This is a genomic window from Adlercreutzia sp. ZJ138 (assembly GCF_011038935.1).
In the GTDB taxonomy this organism is placed as follows: Bacteria; Actinomycetota; Coriobacteriia; order Coriobacteriales; family Eggerthellaceae; genus ZJ141.
Window position 1 is genome coordinate 88,141 of record NZ_JAAKEA010000003.1, and the last position, 22,726, is coordinate 110,866.

At 57.1% G+C, this 22,726-nt stretch carries 19 protein-coding genes; 5 read left to right on the forward strand and 14 right to left on the reverse strand.

Annotation, left to right across the window (positions count from 1 at the left end; all coding sequences use genetic code 11):
• Positions 1-59: 59 nt before the first annotated feature.
• Positions 60-851: a creatininase gene (locus G7Y43_RS02095; protein WP_165043560.1), complete on the reverse strand. Its 792-nt coding sequence runs from the start codon at positions 849-851 to the stop codon at positions 60-62.
• 99 nt (positions 852-950) lie between these two features.
• Positions 951-2,099 carry a serine/threonine protein kinase gene (locus G7Y43_RS02100; RefSeq protein ID WP_165043563.1) on the reverse strand — a complete coding sequence of 383 codons (1,149 nt, stop codon included), beginning with the start codon at positions 2,097-2,099 and terminating at the stop codon, positions 951-953.
• Positions 2,100-2,428: 329 nt separating this feature from the next.
• On the opposite strand from G7Y43_RS02100, the gene G7Y43_RS02105 reads away from it, so the two are divergent.
• Entirely contained in the window at positions 2,429-3,019 is a 591-nt protein-coding gene (locus G7Y43_RS02105) for a TetR/AcrR family transcriptional regulator (protein ID WP_165043565.1), read from the forward strand.
• Between the two features lie 113 nt (positions 3,020-3,132).
• On the opposite strand, the gene G7Y43_RS02110 is transcribed toward G7Y43_RS02105, so the two are convergent.
• The 5 genes from G7Y43_RS02110 to G7Y43_RS02130 form a co-directional block, all read right to left on the reverse strand.
• Positions 3,133-4,407: an ArsB/NhaD family transporter gene (locus G7Y43_RS02110; protein WP_165043568.1), complete on the reverse strand. Its 1,275-nt coding sequence runs from the start codon at positions 4,405-4,407 to the stop codon at positions 3,133-3,135.
• Between the two features lie 278 nt (positions 4,408-4,685).
• Complete coding sequence (locus tag G7Y43_RS02115) at positions 4,686-5,009, reverse strand: DUF1292 domain-containing protein (RefSeq protein WP_165043570.1); 324 nt, start codon at positions 5,007-5,009, stop codon at positions 4,686-4,688.
• A 17-nt stretch (positions 5,010-5,026) separates the two neighbouring features.
• On the reverse strand, positions 5,027-7,624 hold the full coding sequence (secD, locus tag G7Y43_RS02120; RefSeq protein WP_165043792.1) for a protein translocase subunit SecD: 2,598 nt from the start codon (positions 7,622-7,624) through the stop codon (positions 5,027-5,029).
• 114 nt (positions 7,625-7,738) lie between these two features.
• Positions 7,739-8,884 carry a tRNA guanosine(34) transglycosylase Tgt gene (gene tgt, locus G7Y43_RS02125; protein ID WP_165043573.1) on the reverse strand — a complete coding sequence of 382 codons (1,146 nt, stop codon included), beginning with the start codon at positions 8,882-8,884 and terminating at the stop codon, positions 7,739-7,741.
• Positions 8,885-8,887: 3 nt separating this feature from the next.
• Positions 8,888-9,799, reverse strand: coding sequence for an HAD family hydrolase (locus G7Y43_RS02130; RefSeq protein ID WP_165043575.1), 912 nt, complete (start codon positions 9,797-9,799; stop codon positions 8,888-8,890).
• Positions 9,800-9,864: 65 nt separating this feature from the next.
• Here G7Y43_RS02130 and G7Y43_RS10630 point away from each other — a divergent pair, with 65 nt between their 5' ends.
• From G7Y43_RS10630 to G7Y43_RS02155, 3 genes are all read left to right on the forward strand, one after another.
• The gene (locus G7Y43_RS10630) at positions 9,865-11,874 is read left to right on the forward strand and encodes an epoxyqueuosine reductase QueH (protein WP_241158112.1); all 2,010 of its coding nucleotides are present in this window, start codon (positions 9,865-9,867) and stop codon (positions 11,872-11,874) included.
• A complete protein-coding gene (queA, locus tag G7Y43_RS02150; RefSeq protein ID WP_165043578.1) occupies positions 11,871-13,043 on the forward strand; it encodes a tRNA preQ1(34) S-adenosylmethionine ribosyltransferase-isomerase QueA in 1,173 nt (390 codons plus the stop codon). Before G7Y43_RS10630 ends, queA begins: the two co-directional genes overlap by 4 nt.
• A gap of 235 nt (positions 13,044-13,278) precedes the next feature.
• The gene (locus tag G7Y43_RS02155; protein ID WP_165043796.1) at positions 13,279-15,891 is read left to right on the forward strand and encodes an RNA helicase; all 2,613 of its coding nucleotides are present in this window, start codon (positions 13,279-13,281) and stop codon (positions 15,889-15,891) included.
• 141 nt (positions 15,892-16,032) lie between these two features.
• Here the strand turns inward: G7Y43_RS02155 and G7Y43_RS02160 are convergent, their stop codons facing one another.
• The 7 genes from G7Y43_RS02160 to G7Y43_RS02190 form a co-directional block, all read right to left on the reverse strand.
• Entirely contained in the window at positions 16,033-16,236 is a 204-nt protein-coding gene (locus G7Y43_RS02160; RefSeq protein ID WP_165043580.1) for a cold-shock protein, read from the reverse strand.
• Positions 16,237-16,460: 224 nt separating this feature from the next.
• Entirely contained in the window at positions 16,461-16,862 is a 402-nt protein-coding gene (locus G7Y43_RS02165; protein ID WP_165043583.1) for a hypothetical protein, read from the reverse strand.
• A gap of 1 nt (position 16,863) precedes the next feature.
• The gene (ruvB, locus tag G7Y43_RS02170; RefSeq protein ID WP_206215073.1) at positions 16,864-17,961 is read right to left on the reverse strand and encodes a Holliday junction branch migration DNA helicase RuvB; all 1,098 of its coding nucleotides are present in this window, start codon (positions 17,959-17,961) and stop codon (positions 16,864-16,866) included.
• A gap of 153 nt (positions 17,962-18,114) precedes the next feature.
• A complete protein-coding gene (ruvA, locus tag G7Y43_RS02175; protein WP_165043585.1) occupies positions 18,115-18,717 on the reverse strand; it encodes a Holliday junction branch migration protein RuvA in 603 nt (200 codons plus the stop codon).
• Between the two features lie 6 nt (positions 18,718-18,723).
• The gene (ruvC, locus tag G7Y43_RS02180; protein WP_165043588.1) at positions 18,724-19,320 is read right to left on the reverse strand and encodes a crossover junction endodeoxyribonuclease RuvC; all 597 of its coding nucleotides are present in this window, start codon (positions 19,318-19,320) and stop codon (positions 18,724-18,726) included.
• 124 nt (positions 19,321-19,444) lie between these two features.
• Positions 19,445-20,596: a tRNA 2-thiouridine(34) synthase MnmA gene (gene mnmA / locus G7Y43_RS02185; protein ID WP_206215074.1), complete on the reverse strand. Its 1,152-nt coding sequence runs from the start codon at positions 20,594-20,596 to the stop codon at positions 19,445-19,447.
• 135 nt (positions 20,597-20,731) lie between these two features.
• A complete protein-coding gene (locus tag G7Y43_RS02190) occupies positions 20,732-21,532 on the reverse strand; it encodes a YebC/PmpR family DNA-binding transcriptional regulator (protein ID WP_165043590.1) in 801 nt (266 codons plus the stop codon).
• Between the two features lie 218 nt (positions 21,533-21,750).
• Between G7Y43_RS02190 and G7Y43_RS02195 the strand changes: the two genes are divergently transcribed.
• Positions 21,751-22,710: an AEC family transporter gene (locus G7Y43_RS02195; RefSeq protein ID WP_241158113.1), complete on the forward strand. Its 960-nt coding sequence runs from the start codon at positions 21,751-21,753 to the stop codon at positions 22,708-22,710.
• Positions 22,711-22,726 lie beyond the last annotated feature (16 nt).

Below are 22,726 nucleotides of genomic sequence, written 5' to 3' on the forward strand. Positions count from 1 at the left end.
TCCCCTTAAGCGTGTGATGGTGGGTTGTCGGTTCGCACGCCGCCCCCCGAAGCAGGCGCTTACTTAGATAGCCCGAATTCCTTCTCAATTGCCGCTACCATGTTCTTTACGGCAACATCACGAAGAATGACCCCTTTTTCGCGAGTCGATGCACCGGGATGAGACAAACAGCCCGATGGGGGTGTGTACTCAGGAACAATGGGAAGCATGTCGTAGTTGGGAAGTACTGCCGGCAAGCCTGTGTAGAGCTCAGGGTCAATGCGATCCATGTCTACCAAGTCGGGATAAAGCAAAAGCATGAGCGATGTTTCCATAACACCTGCATGCTCCAGATCCCAGCCGGTAAATCCTTCGGGATAGAGCTCTTCGATGGTCTTGTCATCAACGAAGTCCCAATATGACATGAGCATGACCCGTGCGTCTTCGATGCCTTTTGCACGCAAATCGCGCAGAGCTAGATCGACGCCTTCAAACACGAACTGGTAGTTCTCGTAGTGTCCGTTCATGAACACTACCTTGCGGGCACCATCTTCCACCAGGTTGCGAGCAATATCGCGCACGATGGCGATAAGCGTCGAACCATCAAGGCTTGTGGTACCTGTCAGATGGAAGCCACCACCTGAGCGCTGCTGCGACTTGTAGCCATAGATGATAGGTTCTGCACAAATGCCACCCACCCGCTCGGCGGTAGCACCAGCCATAGCCTTGGTCAGGTACGCATCAACACACATCGCCATATGCGAGCCGTGCTGCTCAAGCGCGCCTACCGGTACGAACACGACGGGGTTTTCAGCGAGCTTCTCCCGATAGGTAAAAGCATCCATCTCCGCCATGTACACTGATTTCTTCATATCTTTAAACCTCGACTCTCTTCAATCGGCGAAGGCCCCGCAGCCCGGAGCGGGCCACAGGGCCTTCCTCGTAAATCGACGAGCTTCGCGCTCACGCGATTAGTCGTTCCACATCTCCGGGTGGATCAGCGTCGGGTCGGCAACGCGGTTCGGGAAGTAGTCGAGGCACTCGCCCTCGCGGTAAACGTCAGCCGTGGAGCAATGCAGGCCGCCGCCGAAGGCGTAGGCACCGCGCAGGTCAACGGGGATGACGTTCTGACCGAGCTGGTCGGCCTGCTCCTGCTGATACTTCTCGGAAGCCTCGATGATGGTGGTGTCGGGGTCGAGCACCAGCACGTTCATGGACAGCCACACAGAGGAGTAGCACAGCTCGGGCGGCTCGGTGTGAGCCGGCTGGGCGGCGTCGATGATCTGCCAGTCGTTGGCCTCAAAGATGGCACGCTGCTCAACGGGCAAATGACGAACCGGGTTGTTGGTGATCAGGCCCGGCTTGTAAGGCACGAAGGTGGCGTCAATGTGGATCGGATAGGGGTCGCCCGGGAAGTTAACCGCATGGATGCGGTACTCGGGGTAGTAGCGCTGGAACCACTCCATAGCGGTACGGTTGGTGGTCAGGCCATGCTGGATGAAGAAGTCCTTGCCCATACGCATGATGTCAGCAGCGTCCCACATCGGCTCGACCTCAGTGGTCACGAAGTCCTTGTTGGCGGTGCGCTCCAGGCGCTCTTCCAGCGAGATCTTCTCGTCGTAGTAGTTGTGCTTATAGGAAGCATCAGTCAGACGCGGACGCGGAGCCTGGGTCCACTTGAACTCGGGATCCTCGTCGAAGTACTGCTTCATGAGCGGCCAGTAGGCCAGATACTCAAAGTAGCGGCAACGGAAGGAGTTCGCCGAAGCCATGATCTCGTTACCAACCGTGAGCAGGATGTCACGCGGAGGCATGCAAGTCATCATGGCATCGTTGCGGAAATCAGGTGTACCAATGGGCTGATTCCACTGCAGAGGCGTCGGGCGGTCAACAACCACGCCGCGCTCTTCGAGAGCAGAAACCAGGTTCTCGAGGCAGGCGTTGCCAACCTCAACGGTGCGCAGCGGGCGCAGGCCCCACATGCCGCGCATGTCGGAGTCCACAGGAACCTTCTCAGAGGTTGCAGGCTCCTCAGGAACGATCACGGAGTTGTCGCAGCGGCCAACAATGACGCGCTTCAACGGATCCCAGTCGTTCCAAGACTTGACTATCTTCGCCATGACAGTGTCCTTTCGTCGGCGTTCGAAGGGCAGCGTTTCTGCTCTTCGTCTTGAGTATCAAGCACGGCGAAAATTGCTTCAAAACACAATGAGTAGCTTCTGACCTGGTTTTGGAGCAGTAACTCATGGTTTGTCACGCATTTGCTACAAACTATACGGTTTAACCTGATCGTGGGTTCATCAAATGAGAAACGTTGCTCGCCGACATTTTGCGATCTACCGCAGAATGGGTCATTACATGTCGAAAGTTGTCGAGAAATGCCCGGAGCAGCTAGCTTATGTTACACTGATAGTAACATATCGGCTGTTGCACGGACGGGGAGGACGCAATGCCGAACAATAACCGCAAGGACTTTGATGTATTCAACGCCCAAGAACTACGTATTAGAATGGGCATTTTGCACGCGGTCGACAAGTCGCTTGACCGCATGACCGTTTCGGAGATATGCAAGAACGCCGGCGTGTCCCGGCAAACATTCTATCGCTACTTCGAAAGTAAGTACGATATTCCCTGCTGGCACACTATTTACTGTCGGCAGTTCTACTTAAACGAGATCGGGCGCACCATTGGCTGGGAAACCGGCTACTATCATCATATTCGCCTGATCTTTCAGGAGTACGACTTCTACAGCAAGTCGATACAGTACAGCGTGAACACGCCATTTGGGCGTTCCATCCTGCCTGAGGATCGCAAGAAGGTACTGCTTGAAACGCTGGAGAAGTATCGACACGAGCCAATCAATCGCAACATGCTCTTCATTGTGGAAACGTTTGCTCGCCTGGAATGCGAAGTGATGAATGACTGGCTGCGCAGTAGCCGTCCAGCCGACCTTGAGTCGTGGACCGAAGACCTTGTTAGTATCGTGCCCACGCGCTTGTTCCGAGCGCTCGATCTCAAGGATCCCAAAGGATTGTCGTAGCTCTGAATGTCTTAACTCTGCGAATACAAAAGGTTATGACGAAGGGGATGGGCGACTCAATGAGTCGCCCATCCCCTTTCTGTGCAGTGCAAAGCTGACTACATGAGCCTCTCTTACATCGGCGGGAAGCGCAGCACCAGGTACACGCCGGCAACAGCAATGGTAAACAGCATGACTGGGAAGCCGGTCTTTAAGAACTGCATGAAGGTGATCTCATGGCCGTTCTTCCTGGCAATATCGGAGAGCACCACATTGGCCGAAGCACCGATAAGGGTACCATTACCACCCAAGCAGGCACCAAGGGATACCGCCCACCACAAAGGCGTTACGTCCATGCCAGTGGACTCCATGGTCAAAAGAATCGGAATCATGGTGGCAACAAACGGGATGTTGTCCAAGAAGCTGGAGATGACAGCTGAGCCCACCAGCAACACGAGCATGGTGACAAATACGTCGCCGCCGGTTGCAGAGATAAGCGCGTTGGCAAGCATCTCGATAACGCCGGTTTCAGCCATGGCGCCCACGATGATGAACAAGCCTGCAAAGAACGTGAGTGTAGTCCACTCCACCTCGTACAGTGCACGCTCGATGCTCTCGCCCGAAATGAGCAGCAGCACGCCAGCAGCCGTAAGTGCAATGACGCTCGATTCAACATGAAGCGCACCGTGGGCCATAAAGCCAATGACCACAAACACCATCACCACAACGCTTTGCTTCAGCAGGCGCATGCTCTTCACCTGATCGTACTCATTGAGCTCCATAATGCGCTGACGCTTTTCGTCATCAACGTGCATCTTCTTGCCGTACATGATGTAGAACAGCCCAATGCTCAGAGCAAGGATCACCACAGCGATGGGCGCATCAATCATAATGAAGTCGGCAAACGAGTAGCCTGCAGCCGAACCAATCATGATGTTCGGCGGGTCACCGATAAGCGTAGCGGTGCCACCAATGTTCGACGAAAGAATCTCAACCATGAAGTACGGAAACGGATTAACCTCGAGCAGCTTACACACCGTCACCGTCATCGGTCCGATGAGTAGCACCGTGGTCACGTTGTCAAGAAAGGCCGATAACACTGCGGTCAACAGCACGAACAGCACCATAATGAGCCACGGGTTGCCCTTCGCAGCACGGGCACACTTAATGGCCAAAAACTCGAACAAGCCCGACTGCTTCACCACTCCCACGAACAGCATCATGCCAAACAGCACGCCAAGCGTGTTCATGTCCACGTGCTCGATCGCTGCGTCGAACGGCAAAATGCCGATCAGCATGACGAGCGCCGCACCCGCGATAGCTGCAAGCGAGCGGTGCAGCTTCTCCGACATGATGAACGCCATAACCACGACGAACACCACAACGGATACGATTTGTGATATTTCCATAGGGTTCCCTTCTGCTAGCCTCCCATTTCAAGCGACGGCTTCATACTTGGCGCGCCGTAGCGCGCATGACCACGCATGATGCACGTCATGTAGATGAGGTATTAGAATACCGTGGCCGCATCACGCGTGGGTAGAATCACCGTAACTGTTCTGTTTCAAATTGGGTTACAAAACAGGCGCACTGTCACGCCTTGACAACAGAATGTGCAGGTCGAAGGGTAAAACAACAGAAACGCCGCGCCCGCAGCTCATGTACTGCGCACGCGGCGTTTTTCGTCCTATTCGAAATCGTAGAGGTCCTTGGTGGCAACCTTAAAGTCCTCAAACACTTCGGCGGCGATGTTCACGTCGTCCACCAGTTCGAAAGCCGCTGGCTGACCCTCGTCGTCAAGCTCAGTCACCTCAAGGATAATCACTTCCCCGCTACCGGAACCCACCTCATCAGCTTCCTCAAACGGGAAAAAGAAACCGTAGCTGCGATCGTTGTGCAGGATGATCCCCAAAAACTCAAGATCAATACAATCGCCCTTCTCGTCTTCAAACGTCAGCGTCATGCCCTCCTGAACGGGCGGGCAGTAGTTGGGGGCACTTCCTTCACGCATGGGCATGAGCTCCTTCCCTATCGCTTTGCAGAGCGCTTGGATTTCTTCTTCGCCTTGGAAGACGACTGCTTACTGCTCTGCTCTGTACCATCTGTGGCATCTGCGTCAGACGCGAGTTCGGCAGAAGCCTGATCGATAGGCTGCGGGTTACCAAACGCGAATATGCCAACATTCGTGCCGTAGCGGCGGACCAGCTTTGCGTAGCGGGGCTCGCGTGTCTTCCACATGGCATAGAGCGGCGAGGCAACGGCAATAGACGAGTACACGCCCACAGCAAGACCCACCGACATGGCAAGCGCGAAGTCTTTCAGCGTCTCACCGCCGAACAGTAGCATGGCGACCACCGGCACAAGCGATGTGATAGACGTGTTAATGGAGCGCACGAACACCTGGTTCACCGAATGGTTCGCCATAGTCATGAACGTACACTTGATGTCGCCTGACTGCATGTTGTCGTTGATACGATGGAACACCACCACCGTGTCGTATAGCGAGTAACCCAAGATGGTGAGCAACGCCGCAATGGTGTTCGGCGTAACCTCGCGCCCCACCAGCGCGTACACGCCAATCACAATGATCAGGTCATGCAGCAGCGTTACCACGGCCACAATACCCATCTTGTAATCCCTAAAGCGAATGCCAATGTAGGCAATAATAAGCAGCAGCGACACAACAAACGCAATAAGCGACGAGCGTACCACACTCGCACCCCAGTCAGGACCAATGGTGGACACCTGGAAGTTCTCCGTCGGAATACCCAGCTGCTCGGCAGCGTCGGTCGCGTGTGCCGTCGCTTCTTCGGCATCGGTGGTTGAGGTGCGAACGAGAAAGCCATTTTCGCCATTCGTCTGCGTCGTTTGAATGACAGCATCGGGCTCGCCAGCCTGTGCCATGGCATCACGCATCTGATCGATGGTAATGTCGCCCGTCTGCGTGAACGTCACCGATGTGCCACCCACGAACTCAATGCCGAAGTTGAGTCCGCGCACGCCCATAAACGCAATCGACAGCGCCACGAGTACCGCCGATACACTCAAAAGCACCTTGCGCGCGCCGAGGAAGTTGATGTCAAGTTTAATGAAGCGACCTTTGAGCTTGCGTGCGGCTTCAACGGTAAACGATTTCGTGGTACATGAACCCGGCGTATCCCCCGTCTCGCGCGCGGCCTCTTGCACGGCCGCCGCTGCATCCTGGCTTGCCTTGATATTCCAGAACTTCGGATGCTTACGCATGACATGCGGCGCAAGCACACGAATCAGTGGCGCCTTAAACAGCAGCATCATAATAATGTCGCACATGATGCCAAGCGCCAAGGTAAGGCCAAAGCCCTTTACGCTCGCACTTGCCAAGAAGAACAGCGTAAGCGCCGACACCATGGATACAAGGTCAGCGTCAATGGAGGTCAGAATCGCATGACGCACGCCTGTCATAGATGCCGCACGAACGCTTCTGCCCATGCGTATTTCCTCACAGAAACGCTCAAGCGTAAGGATGGATGAGTCAGCCGCCATACCAATAGTTAGCACGATACCTGCCACACCCGCAAGCGACAGACTAAACAAATCAAAGTGCGAAAGCAACGCCAGAATACCTAAATAGATTACTGCGAATACCACCATGGCCGCCGCTGCGATAAGACCAAGGCCGTTGTAGAAGAACAGCAAATACACCAATACCAGCAAAAGGCCGATGCCAGCAACAACAACACCGCTGCGCAACGCATCCTGACCAAGCGTAGGACCAACCGACTGGCTTTGTTCGTATTCGAAGCTCACCGGCAGCGAACCGCTCTCGAGCACAGCCTGCAGAGCCTGCGCGTCCTCAAGGTCGTAACCACCCGTGATGGACACCTCTCCGTTGGGAATCTCGCTCTGTACGGCAGGTGCCGAATGAACCTCACCGTCAAGAATAATAACGATCTTACCTTTGATGGGTGCGAGCTCCGCCGTAGCGTCGGCAAACGCCTTTGTGCCCTCAGCATCAAGGCGCAGCGCCACCGCATAGTAGGCCGACGTGTCGGATTCCTTCTCCACGGTCACACGCTCAATGTTCTCACCAGTGATAAGCGGAGTGTAGGTGCCCTCTTCGACCTCCATATACTCGACCGCCGAATCAGTGGCGAAGGTATTACCGAAATCGTCGGTCACCGTTCCACCGGTTACGTAACCACCCCTATCAATGGTGGAACGAACAGTCTCATCGGTGAATGAGTCGAGTCGCGCGAACTCGAGCTTGCCTGTACGCCCGATTGCCTCAAGTGCCGCTTCGGTGTCGGATAAACCAGGAATTTGCACGAGAATCTGGTTGTCGCCCTGCACCTGCACTACCGCCTCGGACGCACCAAGCGCGTCCACTCGGCTTTCTATGATAGAGCGGCTGCTTTCCATCTGCTCGTCGGTGATGGCACTACCGTCGGTGCTCTCCGCCGACAATACAACCGACAAGCCGCCTTGGATGTCGAGACCCTGGTTGATCTTTTCCTGCGGAGGCATGAAGAGCGCCACCGACGCCACTAGCAAGAGCGCGGTTGCCACCAGCAGCCACACATTGCGGCGATCGGTGCCGCCGTCGAGCTTCTTTTTTCCCCGGCTTTTTTGCTTACCCAGCTCAGGCATAACGCTTGCTCCTTGACGCGCATCGGGCGCCCCGCATTTGTGTATCATGCGGAGTGCCCCTTCATCATTTCTCAAACTTGTCTATTATGCCACAACAGTCTGTGAAACGGGTACCTAGTAATCCTTCGCTGCAGGAGATGCCATCCATTCCGCATAGAATTCCTCGTACGCATCGGCGCAGACGGCCTCGCGCGCGCGACGCATGAGATCAATGAGGTAGTGCAGGTTGTGAATGGACAACAAAATTCCGCCGAGCATTTCACCTTGCTTCACCAGATGACGAATATAGGCGCGTGTGTGGTTGCGACACGTTGGACAGGTGCACTGCGCATCGAGCGGCGTGAAGTCACGCGCGTACTTGGCGTTTCGCATGTTCATGCGGCCCGTGCTGGAAAACGCCGTGCCCATGCGGGCCGTGCGTGTGGGCAGCACGCAGTCGCACATGTCAACTCCTTCGCGCACCGCGCGCACAAGCGTGGTAGGATTGCCCACGCCCATCAGGTAACGCGGACGATCTTCCGGCAAGGCACGGGCGACCTGGCCGAGCGTCTCGAACATAACCTCATGACTTTCGCCTACCGAATAGCCGCCAATACCGAACCCGCCGAAGCGCCGACCACCGTCCGCCACACTCTCGCACTCAATATCGAGGAGTCGACGTACGCTTTCCATGCGCAGGTCGAGCTCCATGCCACCCTGCACGATGCCGAATAGCGTTTGATCAGGCCGCGTGTGCGCTGATAAGCAGCGGCGCGCCCAGTTCGCCGACAAATCGACAGCGTGCGCCACGAAGTCGCGACTAGCCGGATACGGCGTACACTGGTCGAGCTGCATGATAATGTCGGCACCCAGCTGCTCTTGAATACGCATGTTGTCTTCGGGGGTCCAGCGAACCTTCGCACCGTCGTAGATAGACCGAAACGTCACCCCATCAGCGTCAAGCTTGCGCGTGTCAGCCAGCGAGAATATCTGGAAGCCGCCCGAATCGGTGAGCATAGGGCCATCATAGTTCATAAAGCGATGCACACCACCCGCCTGCGCCACAATATCAGCGCCGGGACGCATAGCCAGGTGGTACGTGTTGGCAAGCACCACCTGCGAGTCAAGCTCGCGGAGCTGCTCTACCGTGACACCCTTCACCGTGGCGCTCGTGCCCACCGGCATGAACATGGGCGTGCGAAATTCGCCGTGCGCTGTCTGATACACACCGGCGCGTGCATGCCCGCTGGTTGCGGTAACGGTGTAGTCGAACAATGCCATTATCTATGCCTCCTGCCCGGCCGCATCAGCAACCCACGACGCGCCCGTCCGCGGCGTGTACGAAGCAGCGAACGCCGCCATGACGCGCTGCTCGTCTTCGACAGCAAGCCGGTAGTTCGCTGCAAGCGCTACCTTCGTGTCGGCGGGTGCCACCGCAGCGGGATTGATACCCACAGCGGGATTTACGCACACAGGCAGCGCCTCGGCCCACGCAGCGAAATCGGCACGCATGCCGTGCTTCACGGTTTCAAGCGGGAAAGAAACCGGATCGAGCAGATTGTCGGTAACGATGTACATGTCGCAGCCAAGACCCGCAAATGACATGTCCTCGAGCGTGTTATTGCCCACCATGAGTACGTCTTTACCGGAAAGACCACACGCAGCAAGATTCTCGGCGCAGTAGGCGGGTTTGGGCTTTACCGACGTCGAGTTGTCGTAGGTGGTAATGCGCACGAAATCGTTCGCATCGAGCCCTGCCCATTGCAGGCGCCACACAACAGCACGTGGCGGAAACAGCGGCATCGTGGCAACTACCAGCGGGTAGCCCTTATTCACAAGCGCTCGCACCGCACGGGCAACATTGGGATCGTTTCCACAGGTCGCGCCCAGCTTGCCGAACTCGGTTTCGTAATAATTTTCCAAAAGCGCAGCCCAGTTGGCAGCATCGCGATCGACAAACGAGAAGAACGTTTCCCAAAACGCCTGGTCATTCGTTTGATCCGACGGACTTTTTATCATCGCCTTGACACCAGCAGACACCGCCGCCGAAAACGTTTGAGCATCAAACCCGCGAGCAGCCACGAAAGCAGCAAGCGACGTAAAGTACCCTTTAAGGAATTCCTCAATCTCCATCGGCAACAATGTGCCATCTAAATCAAAGAAGATGGCGCGATAGGCGCGTTCGGTTGTTTCCATGCAAGCTCCTTTGCGAGCGCGTCGTGCATTTGCATCATGTTAGTATAGGAAACATGCGTAAACCCATGGAAAACACTACGGAAAAACCCTGCACGGAACGCGTGCTGCTGCATGCATGCTGTGGCCCATGCTCGACCGAGCCAACCCGGCTTTTGCGAACGCGCGGCATCGAGCCGACCATCTTTTTCGCCAATTCAAACATCCACCCAAAAAACGAGTACGAACGCCGCTTAGATACCATTCGCACCTTTGCTGAAAATGAGGGAATCAGCCTGATCGAAGGTACCTACGACGCGTCAGCTTGGGAGCGCACCGCGGGGCGTGTAGGTGACGCAGCACATGAACGCTTTGGGCTCATCGCCGATGAACACGCCGCCGAATTCGCCCGAACCAAAGACACCGAACGGGCCCACATGAGCAATGTGGCCGTCTCGCGCGACGAGAGCAGCTCGCACGCTAAGGGGCACGATGGAAGACGCACTGAGGAGCGTGACGCAACCATCGCAGATTGCTCACGCGGAACGGAAGGCGCAGACGATGTCGGTGGCGCTAACGTGCCCGACATATTCCCCAACCCGCTTGACGACGTGCCAAACGTAGGCGCAACCTCAAGCAGCGCCCGGGAAGCGCGTGCGGCGCGATGCCGAGCGTGCTACCGGATGCGCTTCGAGGAAGCGGCGCACTACGCCGCAGCGCACGGATTCGACGCGCTGGGAACTACGCTATCGGTAAGCCCCTACCAGCACACGCAGATCATCCGCGAAGAGCTTGAACGTGCCGCATCGAGCGCTGGCATACGGGCACTGTTTGAGGACTACCGCCCAAGCTATGATGACACCGTGCGTCGCAGCAAGGACGCGGGCATGTACCGGCAGAACTACTGCGGCTGCCGCTTTTCCGAGGAGGAAGCCCGCGCCGAGCGCACCTACCGCAAGGTCGAGCGGAAAGCGCACCGTATTGCGGAAAAGCTCGCCGAAGCCGAGCAGAAGGCGGCATGTGCAAACGAGCCCTACGTTGATCCTGCCTCCCCCAACGGCGCCTTCGTAGCTGACCCTCTGCCCGCGAAAAGCCTTCCGCGCATACAACAGATGGAAGCTTCTAACGGAGCGCGTCGCTGCAACTTCAAAGCCTTCGATACCGTAATCGAGCTTATTACCTACGGCAACGCCGCCACGTGCGAACACGCGTTTTTCGATGCAGTTGACGCATGCCGAGCCTTCGAACGACGGCTTTCCCCGTATCTTCCACATTCTGACATTGCACGCCTGAACAAAAGTGCCGGTGAACCGTGTACCATTCACGAACAAACAGCTGAACTGCTGCTCGCGTCAAAGCGCTATTGTGCGAAAAGCAACGGCACGTTCGATATCACCATGGGGCCGGTTATCAGCCTGTGGGATTTTCACACTGGCCTCGTTGCTGACGAGCGTGCGTGCGCACGTGCGCTCGAGCATGTGAACTGGCGCAAACTAAACGTGTTTCGCCTTGGCGGGCAATGGTTTGCCCACCTGGCCGATCCGCATGCATCGGTAAACCTAGGCGGCATCGCGAAAGGCTGGATAGCCGACCGCCTGGCCGACATCATGATGCGAGAAACAGAAGATGTGCAGGGCATAAGCGTGAACCTCGGCGGCAACGTGCTCGTGCGCGGAGACAAACCTGACGGCAGCGCGTGGCGCATCGGTATCCGCGACCCACGCGATACGCGCCGCCTGATAGGCGCTGTGCCCGTGCGCAACATGTCGCTCGTAACCAGCGGCACCTATGAGCGCTGCTTTAAGCGCGATGGCGTTCTGTATCATCACATTTTAAGTACAGAAGACGGCAAGCCCGTGGCCACCGACATCGCTGGAGCAACCGTGGTGGCGCGCGACTCCATAGACGCCGAAGGGTTTTCCACCACGCTCTTAGCACTGGGGTCTGAACGCGCGTCCCAGTTTGCTCAACGCGAGCCTGCAATTATCGCCGCGTTCCTGATAGGCTTCGACGGCTCTGTCATCTCCATCGAAAAAGACGCGCTTGTTCCAAGCGCGCACCCCACCCCACGTACCGAAAAGGACCCCTTGCGAGCATGAAAACCGAAGACTTCAACTATAACCTGCCCGAAGAGCTGATCGCCCAAGAGCCTACGTCCGTGCGCGACCTGTGCCGCATGCTGGTTATGGATCGCAAAACCGGTGCGCTTAAAGACCACATCTTCCGCGACATCGCAGACTACCTACGCCCCGGTGACCTGCTTGTTGCGAACGAAACCCGCGTCATGCCCGCCCGCTTGCTGGGTACAAAACGCGGCACGGGAGGAGCAGCTGAGGTGTTTCTCTTGCGTCAGCTGTTCGGAGCACAGGCAGCTCACTACGACCCTTCCGCCGACACAAGCGCGGCCGGTTCGAACCAAACCGCCATCTGGGAGGTACTCGTTCGGCCTGGCAAGCGTTTAAAGCCGGGAAGCGGCGCGGTGGTCGACTTTATGAGCGACACAGGAGTCGTGGTGCTGTCGGCAGAGGTGATCGATTGGGCAGCCGGTGCGCAGCGCGGCGAGCGCGTGGCGCGCCTGAGTACACCACTTCCCTCGCTTGACGAAGCTCTACACGCGGTCGGACACACGCCACTGCCGCCCTATATTAAAAACTACGCCGGTGACGAAGAGCTCTACCAAACCGTTTACTCGCGCCGCGAGAGCAGCGCCGCCGCGCCAACTGCCGGCTTGCATTTCACACCCGAGCTCATTGATCAGCTGCAGAGAAACGGCGTGCGCTGGGAAACCGTAGAGCTGGAAGTGGGCCTTGACACGTTTCGTGTCATTGACGAGGACGATCCTGAACAGCACGTCATCCACACCGAGTTTTTCCACGTACCACAGCGCACCGTGGACGCCATTGCTGAAACACGCTCGCGCGGCGGACGCGTCGTAGCAGTGGGTACCACCAGCGTACGTAGCTTAGAAAGCGCCTGGGATACCACTGCGGCCCCGAACGGCACAGCGCGCCCTGCAAGCGATGCAGCCCGCACAGGATGCGGTGCTGTAACAGCGCGCGAACGCGAGGCAACGAGCCTCTATATTCTGCCCGGGTTTGAATTCAACGTGGTCGACGCTCTCATCACGAACTTCCACGTGCCGAAGAGCACACTCATGATGCTGGTGAGCGCTTTCAGTAGCCGGGAAAACCTGCTTGCCGCCTACGAACACGCCGTGCGCGAGCGATACCGCCTGCTGTCGTTCGGCGACGCCATGTTCATCTGTTAGCGGCAGCTCGAATCCACCACACGCCCGAGCACCCAAGCACGCCGAGACCCGAGCACCCGAACACATCGCATACCCGAGCACGACTCTTTCAAGGAGTGCATTCATGAGCACCGAAACGAATATCGACTACGTTGCCTCCGCCATAAGCGCCTTGGCCGACGCCACCACACATACCCCCGACGAAGAGGTCAGCGCGGCAAACGACACCGATCCTTTTGCTCCTGGATCGCTCGGCATGCTGGCCCCCAGCTGGTGGGAAGACGCTGAGGACACCGTGCCCGACGAGGCCAGCGCACCCGATAACTCACAGGCATCGAGTACGAACAGACCTTCCCCACTCGATGCGACCGATCCGTGGCTTACCCCCGACGAGGCGCTCGAACGCTTCCTCGATTGGACGTCTCAACGCAAAATCGAGCTGTGGCCCCATCAGGAAGACGCATTGATGAACCTGGCGGTGGGCGACCACGTGATCTTGGGAACGCCAACCGGGTCGGGCAAATCGCTCGTCGCGCAGGGGCTGTGCTTTATCGGCATGGCGACAGGCCGACGTACCTATTACACCGCCCCCATCAAGGCGCTCGTTAGCGAGAAGTTCTTCGACATGGTTGACATCTTCGGGCGCGACAACATGGGCATGATCACAGGCGACTCTACTATTAACACGCAAGCGCCCATTATCTGCTGCACTGCCGAAATCTTGGCGAACCAGGCGCTACGTGAAGGAGAAACGGCTGATGTGGGCTGCGTAGTAATGGACGAGTTTCACTACTATGGCGAACCCGACCGCGGCTGGGCGTGGCAAGTGCCGCTGCTTGCCTTGCCGCGCGCGCAGTTTTTACTGATGAGCGCAACGCTGGGCGACGTGAGCGCCATCGCAGCATCGCTTGAGACACGAACAATGCGCCCCGTGGATGTGGTAGCCGACGCGCCACGACCCGTACCCCTTTCTTACGAGTACTCGCTCACACCGCTCGAAGGTGCTGTTGAACTCGCACTTCGGCGCGGCGATGCCCCCATCTACGTTGTTCACTTCTCACAAGATGCCGCCGTGGCAAGCGCGCAGTCGCTCGCCAGCTACGGCGTGGCCACCAAAGAACAGCGCGAGGCGGCGAAAGCCGCCATGAAGGGAACGGCGTTTACCACGGCGTTCGGTAAAATCCTGCGCCGACTCCTGGAATGCGGCGTGGGCGTACACCATGCTGGCATGCTGCCCCGCTACCGCCTGCTGGTGGAAAAACTGGCACAACAGGGGCTGCTTCCCGTTATCTGCGGAACCGACACGCTGGGTGTGGGTATCAACGTGCCCATTCACACGGTACTGCTCACGCAGCTGACGAAGTACGACGGCTACAAAATGCGCCGGCTGCGCGCACGCGAGTTCCATCAGATTGCCGGACGCGCCGGACGCAGCGGATTCGACACCGAGGGCCTGGTAATCGCCGAAGCACCTGAACATGAGATAGAAAACGCCAAGTTGGTGGCAAAGGCCGCAGGCGATCCGAAAAAGCTGCGCAAGATAAAGAAGAAGAAACCACCCGAGGGTTTCGTCGCCTGGAACGAGCAAACGTTCACTCGCCTGCGCGAGTCATCTCCTGAAAAGCTAACACCGCGCATGCGTATCACCCATTCCATAGTACTGGCCGTGATATCACGTGGAGGCGACGCACACGCCAACGTTTGCGAGCTTATCGAGCTCTCCGCCCAAACCGACGAGCAGAAAGTGAAGTTGCTCGCACGCACCGATGAGATTTTCACCACACTCATCGACACCGGCGTGGTGGAGCGCATGGTGGACGAAAACGGTGCTGCTGAATACGTAACCACGGTCGATGTGCCAGATGACTTTGCACTCGATCAACCACTGTCGCCCTTCATGCTGGCAGCCTTGGAGCTGCTCGACCCCGAAAGCGAAACCTATGCGCTCGACGTAATATCGCTCGCAGAGGCCACACTGGAAAACCCCCGTCAGGTGCTGCGTGCCCAAGAGCGCGCCGCCCGGGAGGCAGCCATGGCCGAGATGAAAGCCGACGGCATCGAATACGAAGAGCGGATGGAGCGACTGGCCGAAATAACCTATCCCCGTCCGCTCGAAGAGCTCTTGAACGCAGCATTTGCGGAATACTGCCGTGCCGTACCATGGGCACGCGATCACGAACTAGCGCCGAAGAGCGTGCTTCGCGACATGCTGGAAACCGCATCGGACTTCAAAACCTACGTGGGCCGCTATAACATCGCGCGCTCGGAAGGCACGTTGCTCCGCTATTTGTCGGACGCCTACCGCGTACTCGACCGAACCATCCCACCAAGCGCACGCGACGAGCGCCTGCAAGACGTGATCGCATGGCTGCGCTTCATCGTGCACACCACCGATTCGAGCTTGGTTGACGAATGGGAATCGGCCGGCATGCAGCTGCCATCGGATGTATGCGTGCCGCAATTGGCCGACGAAGTGGTTGCCGACCGTCATGGCCTTACCGTGCTGGTGAGAAATGCGCTGTTCGCGCGCATTCGGCTCGCGGCAGCGGATCGCGCGGACAGGCTCGGCGAGCTCGATGGCGAATGGGGATTCGGAGCGCGCTTGTGGCGTGAAGCGCTCGATGCGTACTACAGCGAACACGAAGACATACTACTCGATGCCAATGCTCGATCGTCGAAGTTTTTCGTACTCGACGAATCGCCTGAGAAGAGCGAGCGCACTTGGCTTGTTCGGCAGATTTTTTGCGATCCCGAAGGCGACTGCGATTTCGCCATAGCGGCCCGCGTCGACCTAGACGCAACACAGGAGCAAGGCGAAGTAGTGTTCTCGCGCTACCGCGTAGGGTTCGCGGAAGACCTCGCCGAGTAGGTGGCGCGAAACAACAGGTCAACGCCAATCGCATAACCACGCTATAGGCGCAGCTCGCTCGGTGCGCCCGCACCATGCCCATGAAGAAAGCGGCTTCCGCCTTGTGCGGAAGCCGCTTTGCGTGTGTGCGATAAAAACCGCTTACAGCTTCGTTACGTTGCTCGCCTGAAGCTTGCCGTTCTGCCCCTCAGTCACATCGAAGGAAACGGCCTGACCCTCGTCGAGCGTCCTAAAACCATCCATCTTGATCTCGCTGAAGTGGACGAACAGATCCTCGCCGTCTTTCTGGGAGATGAATCCGTAGCCTTTTTCGGGGTTAAACCACTTGACAGTACCTTCCGCCATTTCAAATCCTCTTTCCTCTCCCCAGCGACCCGGGGAGGTATTGCTGCGTGCTGCATGGCGACAGCACTCACCCTCACCTCGAGGGTACGCATTCACTATACGCTATTCCATCCCAAAAACCATTTGGAAAAAACCAGAATGCCTTCTTTGGCTGTGCCCCACACAGAAAGCCCTTGAGAAATGTGTGTATTTGGTTGACGGCCTCTGCTCCTACAGATCAACGACTACTCTTCGGCACCACATGCTTCGTCAATCAGCTCGTTAACGCTATTCTCGCCAAGCTCGAACCCGTACGCTTCCGCAATCGCATACGCCTGCCCCGACCGCACAGCGGCAAGCGCGTGATCTCCAGCCTCACACAAGTAACGGGCCTCAAGCAAAAGTCCGCGCGCCACATAGCCTGTCACCTGCGGATCAACCCCCGACACCTTCATGACCGCCGCAATCGACTCGGGAGCAAGCGACAGCAGAACCGCAGCGTCGATGTCGGTCGCTTCACCAATGGCAGTCTCAAGCGATTCGGCAGCCCGCTTCGGATCGCGCTCGTCAGTCGACACGCGCATGCTGCGGGCTATCGCCGCAAAGAACTGCGTGATCAAACGCATCAGGTAATCTTGCTCGAACATACTACTCCCCCTGCCGCGCAATTCCCAAATGGTCGTAGGCTCTATCCGTAGCCTGACGGCCCTTCGGCGTGCGGATCATCAGACCCTGCTGCATGAGATACGGCTCGTATACATCCTCCAGCGTGTCGGTACTTTCCGACAGTGCTGAAGCTAGCGTGGTTAGGCCAACTGGCCTCCCTCCGAACTGCACGCACAAGAGCTCGAGCACGCGATTGTCCATGGCGTCAAGCCCTAACGAGTCAACTTCGAAAAAGCTTAAAGCTAAAGCGGCCACATCTTCGTCAATAACACCGTCACCACGAACCTGCGCCCAATCGCGTACGCGCTTCAGCAGGCGATTTGCTAAACGCGGCGTCCCGCGACTTCTGCGTGCAATCTCAAGTGCACCGCTTTCACAAATGGGCACATCAAGAATAGAGGCAGAACGCAGCACGATGTCGGCCAACTCTTCGGGTTCGTAGTACTGCAAGCGAAACACAATGCCAAAACGATCGCGCAACGGCCCGGTGAGCAAACCCGTACGCGTGGTTGCTCCAATCAGCGTAAACCGAGGAAGGTCGATTCTGATAGAACGGGCAGCGGGCCCCTTGCCCACTACGATGTCGAGTGCGAAGTCCTCAAGTGCGGGATACAGCACCTCTTCCACCATGCGGTTCATGCGGTGTATTTCGTCGATGAACAGCACATCGCCCTCTTCGAGGTTTGTGAGTATCGCAGCAAGATCACCCGTACGTTCAATAGCAGGGCCGCTGGTGGTGCGAATGTTTGACCCCATTTCGTTGGCGACAACGGTGGCAAGCGTGGTTTTGCCCAACCCCGGAGGTCCGGAGAACAGGATATGGTCGGCTACATCACCGCGCTCCTTTGCAGCTTCGATAAGGATAGACAGCGACTCCTTGATCTTCGTCTGTCCCAAATAGTCGCCCAAGCGCTTCGGGCGCAAACTGCGATCAAACGCCAGATCGTTTTCCTGTAATTCGGCCGACACGATACGCGAGCAGGCGGCAGTTGCGTTGCCCTGCACCCCACCGCCGATGGGCGCGCAAGCGCTTTGCGCCTCGAATACCATGCCTTCTATCTCAACGCCATGCTCTGTCATAGCCTCAACTTCTAACATCAACCGAACCGATTACAGCCAATTATGCACCGCACTACCTTACCCGCACGCTATTCCATGAGGAACCCAGAGGATGTGCGCAGCACAGCACATGTACCACTTCGGATGCGCGCGCAGCGCACCACAATACACCTACTACTTCGAGCCGAGTCGCTTAAGCGCGTACCGCACAAGCGCACCCTCGTCTGCATCGTGCGGCGCGCCTTTGAGCGCAAGCTCGGCTTCTGCCGAACTGAAACCCATTGACAACAGCGCCTCACCTGCCGAACGCATCGAGACATCAGCATCATCCGAGCCACCCGCAGCATCGGATTCGCCAAACAGACTCTCTTCTACCTGATCAAACGAGCCTTTCAACTCCAAGATAATGCGAGATGCCGTTTTTTTGCCCACGCCGGGAATGCGTTGCACAGCGGCAACATCCTGCGCCGATATAGCCCTTGCCAGCTGGGCGGGAGAGTAGAGCGACAATGCGGCGAGCGCCATTTTCGGTCCAATACCAGAAACGCTGATAAGCTTGCCAAAGAGTGCTTTTTCCTCAAGCGACAAAAATCCAAACAGTGACGCGCCATCATCGCGCACCTGCAAATGCGTATGAATCAAGATGGCATTCCCCTTATCGGGAAGCTTCGCAAGCGCCGACTGACTCATGTTTACCTCGTAGCCAACGCCGGCAACGTCGATATAGGCGCACGTTGAACCTTTCCCCGCCACCGTACCGTTCAAAAACGCAATCATTGTTTGCTATGCACCTTTCCAGCTTGAATACTGTTCCTGCCTCACGTGATCGCGCGCAAGTGCCCGAGCAACAGCAGCATCGAAGCCAGTCGCCGATCCTTCGTCGCACGGCTCGCATACGCCCGCATGCGTCGTGTAGCAGATGGCTGCCGCCAACGCGTCGGCCGCATGGTCGGGCCGAGGCACGCCATCCAAGCCGAGCAACTGTCGAACCATGTATTGCACCTGTTCCTTCTCGGCTGAACCCGTGCCCACTACGGCCAGCTTGATCTGCCGCGGCGTGAACTCTCCCACGTCGATGCCCCCTTCAGCACACGCCACCAATGCCGCACCGCGTGCCTGACCAGTAGCAAACGCAGCCGTAATGTTCTGGCCGAACCACACCGTTTCTATCCCCACACATGACGGGGAAAAGCGATCGATAACGGCACCCACTTGCTCGTGGATCTTTTGTAAGCGGCGCGCAAGCGGCATGCCCGCATCAGTTGACACGCACCCGTAAGCAACGCACGACAGCCGCGGCCCTTCTTGGCGCACGACACCCCACCCCGTATTTGCCAAGCCGGGATCAATACCGAGCACCGTTCGTAGCGCTTGAGCCATGCCATCCTTTCCGTGCACTGAAACGCAATGTGTTATTCATTTTACAAACGTTTGTTCGCTTATGATAACACACTTTGCCCGAGCAGAACGAAAACCTACCGATCCTTTCTCGCTTATCCTGCCCTTACCCCGCGCAAGCAACGGCGCCAGCGAGCACCAGGCCTTCTTCGTCGTAGAGTACGACCGCCTGACCGTAAGCACATGCTCGCTGTGGCTTATCGAACACGACCCGCAGCATATCACCCGTCACTTCAGCAATCGCCGGCTGAGGTTCTTGTCGATAGCTTGTCTTACACATCACCCGAACCGCACCGTCAAAATGCGGCACGGCAACGTAGTTCACGTCGCACGCCGTTACCGTACGAGAAAGCAGCTCATCGGAAAAGCCAATGATCAGCTGGTTCTTTTCGACATTCTTACCAATCACGTAATACGGCTCGCTCGCTGCGATGCCAATACCCTTGCGTTGGCCGATCGTGTAGCGCAGCAAGCCTGCATGTCGACCACGCACAACTCCCTGCGTATCAACAATGTCGCCCACATCGCAGCACGAGCCCCGTTGCCGTTCGATGAAGCCTACGTAATCACCATCTGCGACAAAGCAGATGTCTTGACTCTCGGCCTTTTCCGCTGTTGCAAACCCAGCCTGTTCAGCAACAGCTCTCACAGTCGCTTTGTCCAGGTCACCTAAGGGAAATAGCATGTGCGCTAGCTGGTCTTGCGTGACGTTAGCCAACACGTAGCTTTGGTCTTTGCTCGTGTCACATGCCCGCCGAAGCGCGAACCGACCCGTTTCGGCGCAGAACTCGCGACGGACGTAGTGACCTGTGGAAACGTAGTCGAACCCGAGCTCGCGCCGACGCTGCTGCAATGCCTCGAACTTCAGGTACCGGTTGCAGTCGATGCAGGGATTCGGCGTGCATCCCGACAAGTAGCCATCACAGAAACGGTCAATCACCTGACTACGGAATCGGGCACAGTAATTGAATGTGTGATGTGGAATTCCCAAACGGCGGCATACCTGCTTGGCATCCTGCACGTCGTCAAGCGAGCAGCAGCCCACCTCGGAGTCTGCATCCAAGCCCGCCATACCTTCCCCATCAAACAGGCGCATGGTAACGCCTGCTGCTTCGTACCCCGCGTCACACACGAGCTTTGCCGCAACAGAGCTGTCAACCCCACCGCTCATGGCAACCATCACCTTGCCCAACCCTGAGTCGCCTAAGCTGCCCGGAGTACCCGTGGTATCCAAAGCACCGCATCCATCCAACTGCATTACCATCACCTCCCCTGCTTTTTCCTTGAGTCAGCCACCGCAACAGCCGCGGCCACCGCAACAGCCGAGCACGAAAGAAGGCTGCAGCCCTGTAAAGCCACAGCCTTCCGATACGTACGCATTTAAACCGCGCGCTTACTCGTCAAGCGCAGCAGCAATCTCATCGGTGATATCCATGGTGTGATACACGTTCTGTAGATCTTCAAGCTCTTCCAGCTTGTCAATCAGGCGGAACACTTTCTTCGCCTCATCAACGGAAACCACCGTAGGCGTGGTCGCCTCCATGGTGAGCTCAGCGCCCTTTACCTCAACGCCCTGCTCTTCAAGACCCTTCTTCACCGCCATCAGGTCGGCAGGCGCGGTGTAGACCACCCATTCATCCTCGGCGTCATCGTAGTCGTCGCCGCCAGCCTCGGCGACCGCCATCATGAACTCTTCTTCATCGGCAGCGGCACCGTTCGGTTTCATCGGGTTCTTCTTATCACCCGTTTCAACCTCTTTGGCAACTACCACCTGACCCTTGCGCTCGAACATGTACGACACCGAGCCAGACGTACCCAGATTGCCGCCATGATGATTAAATGCAGCGCGCACGTCGGCGGCGGTGCGGTTGCGGTTGTCGGTTAGCGCCTCACAATACACAGCAATGCCGCAAGGGCCGTAACCCTCGTAGACGACCGTTTCGTAATTGGCGGCATCCTTGCCCGACCCGAACGCCTTGTCAATGGCTGTTTTAATCTTGTCCTTGGGCATGGACTGAGCCTTTGCCTTTTCGATAGCCGCGGCAAGGGAAGCGTTGTTTTCGGGATTCGGGTCGCCGCCCTCTTTCGCAGCTACGGTGATGTTGCGAGCCAGCTTAGAGAACAAGGCCGAACGCTTAGCGTCCTGAGCAGCCTTGCGATGCTTCGTGGTTGCCCACTTAGAATGTCCAGACATGTACGACGTCCCTTCAGAATTACTGCAATACCAGCCGAGCATGATACCACAGACAGAAAACTCCCTGTTGGCATTCGTAGAGTCTTCATCAAACACGGCTCCAAACGCAACCCCGCGCGTCCGATAAGTCACCACGAAACAACTCGGCAACCCATAAATTCATAAGGTACGCTAGACTTGCTCAACGAGGGAGGAACCCGTGCAGAAGTGCGCGGTACATGGGAAAGGATCGGTGGCAGCTTATGCCAGAAGGGTTCGCAAGTATTATCCAACAGATGGCCGTACTGTTCTCGATCATTGCCGTTGGCTACATCGCGAACAAGACGGGGCTTATGGGGCGCGAATTCGATAAGCACATATCGAAGCTGGTGTTAAACGTATCGCTTCCCGCTATGATTTTGGCTTCAGTGCTCGATGTTAGCGAGATTCCTTCCCGATCCGACATTCTGACCACCGTCGTCCTAGCGTTTTTCGCATACCTCGTGCTTATCGCCATTGCGTTTGTCTTCTGCTTTGTTGTGCGTTGTCGCAAGGGGATGCGTGGCGTATATCGTTTCATGCTCGTCTTCGGCAACACGGGCTTTCTAGGGTTTCCCGTGGTGGCTGCTATCTTCGGCAACGAGGCGATCATTTATGCCTCTATTTGCAACCTGCCCTTCAATCTGCTGGTATTTACCATAGGAGCTTGGTTCATCTCGTCGGACAGCGAAGAAGCGACGCCGGTTCGTGTGAGCGTGCGCACGTTTGCCACGCCCGCTCTCATCGCGTGTCTTGTCACCATCGCATTCGCACTCGCAGGCGTGTGTGCCGTGCCCTTCGCAGGCCCCGCTTTGAGCACGCTTGGTAGTTTCACCACGCCCGCCGCCATGCTCATCGTGGGATCAGCCATGGCAAACATGCCCGTGCGTGACCTGCTCGGTAACCCCCGGCTATTCGCTATGGCCGTCGTGCGACTGCTGGTTACCCCGGCCATCATTTATCTGACGCTCCATGCCTTTGTGAGCAATGCCGTATTGCTAGGCGTTTTGGTGGTGACATGCGGCATGCCAGTGGCAACCAACGGCACTATGCTCTGCTACGAATACGGTGGCAACAGCAAGGTTATGGCGCAGGGAACGTTCATCACCACAGTGGCGTCGCTCGTTAGCGTACCGCTGCTGGTGTTGCTTTTGGGGTAGGGAAAAAGACGCCAGG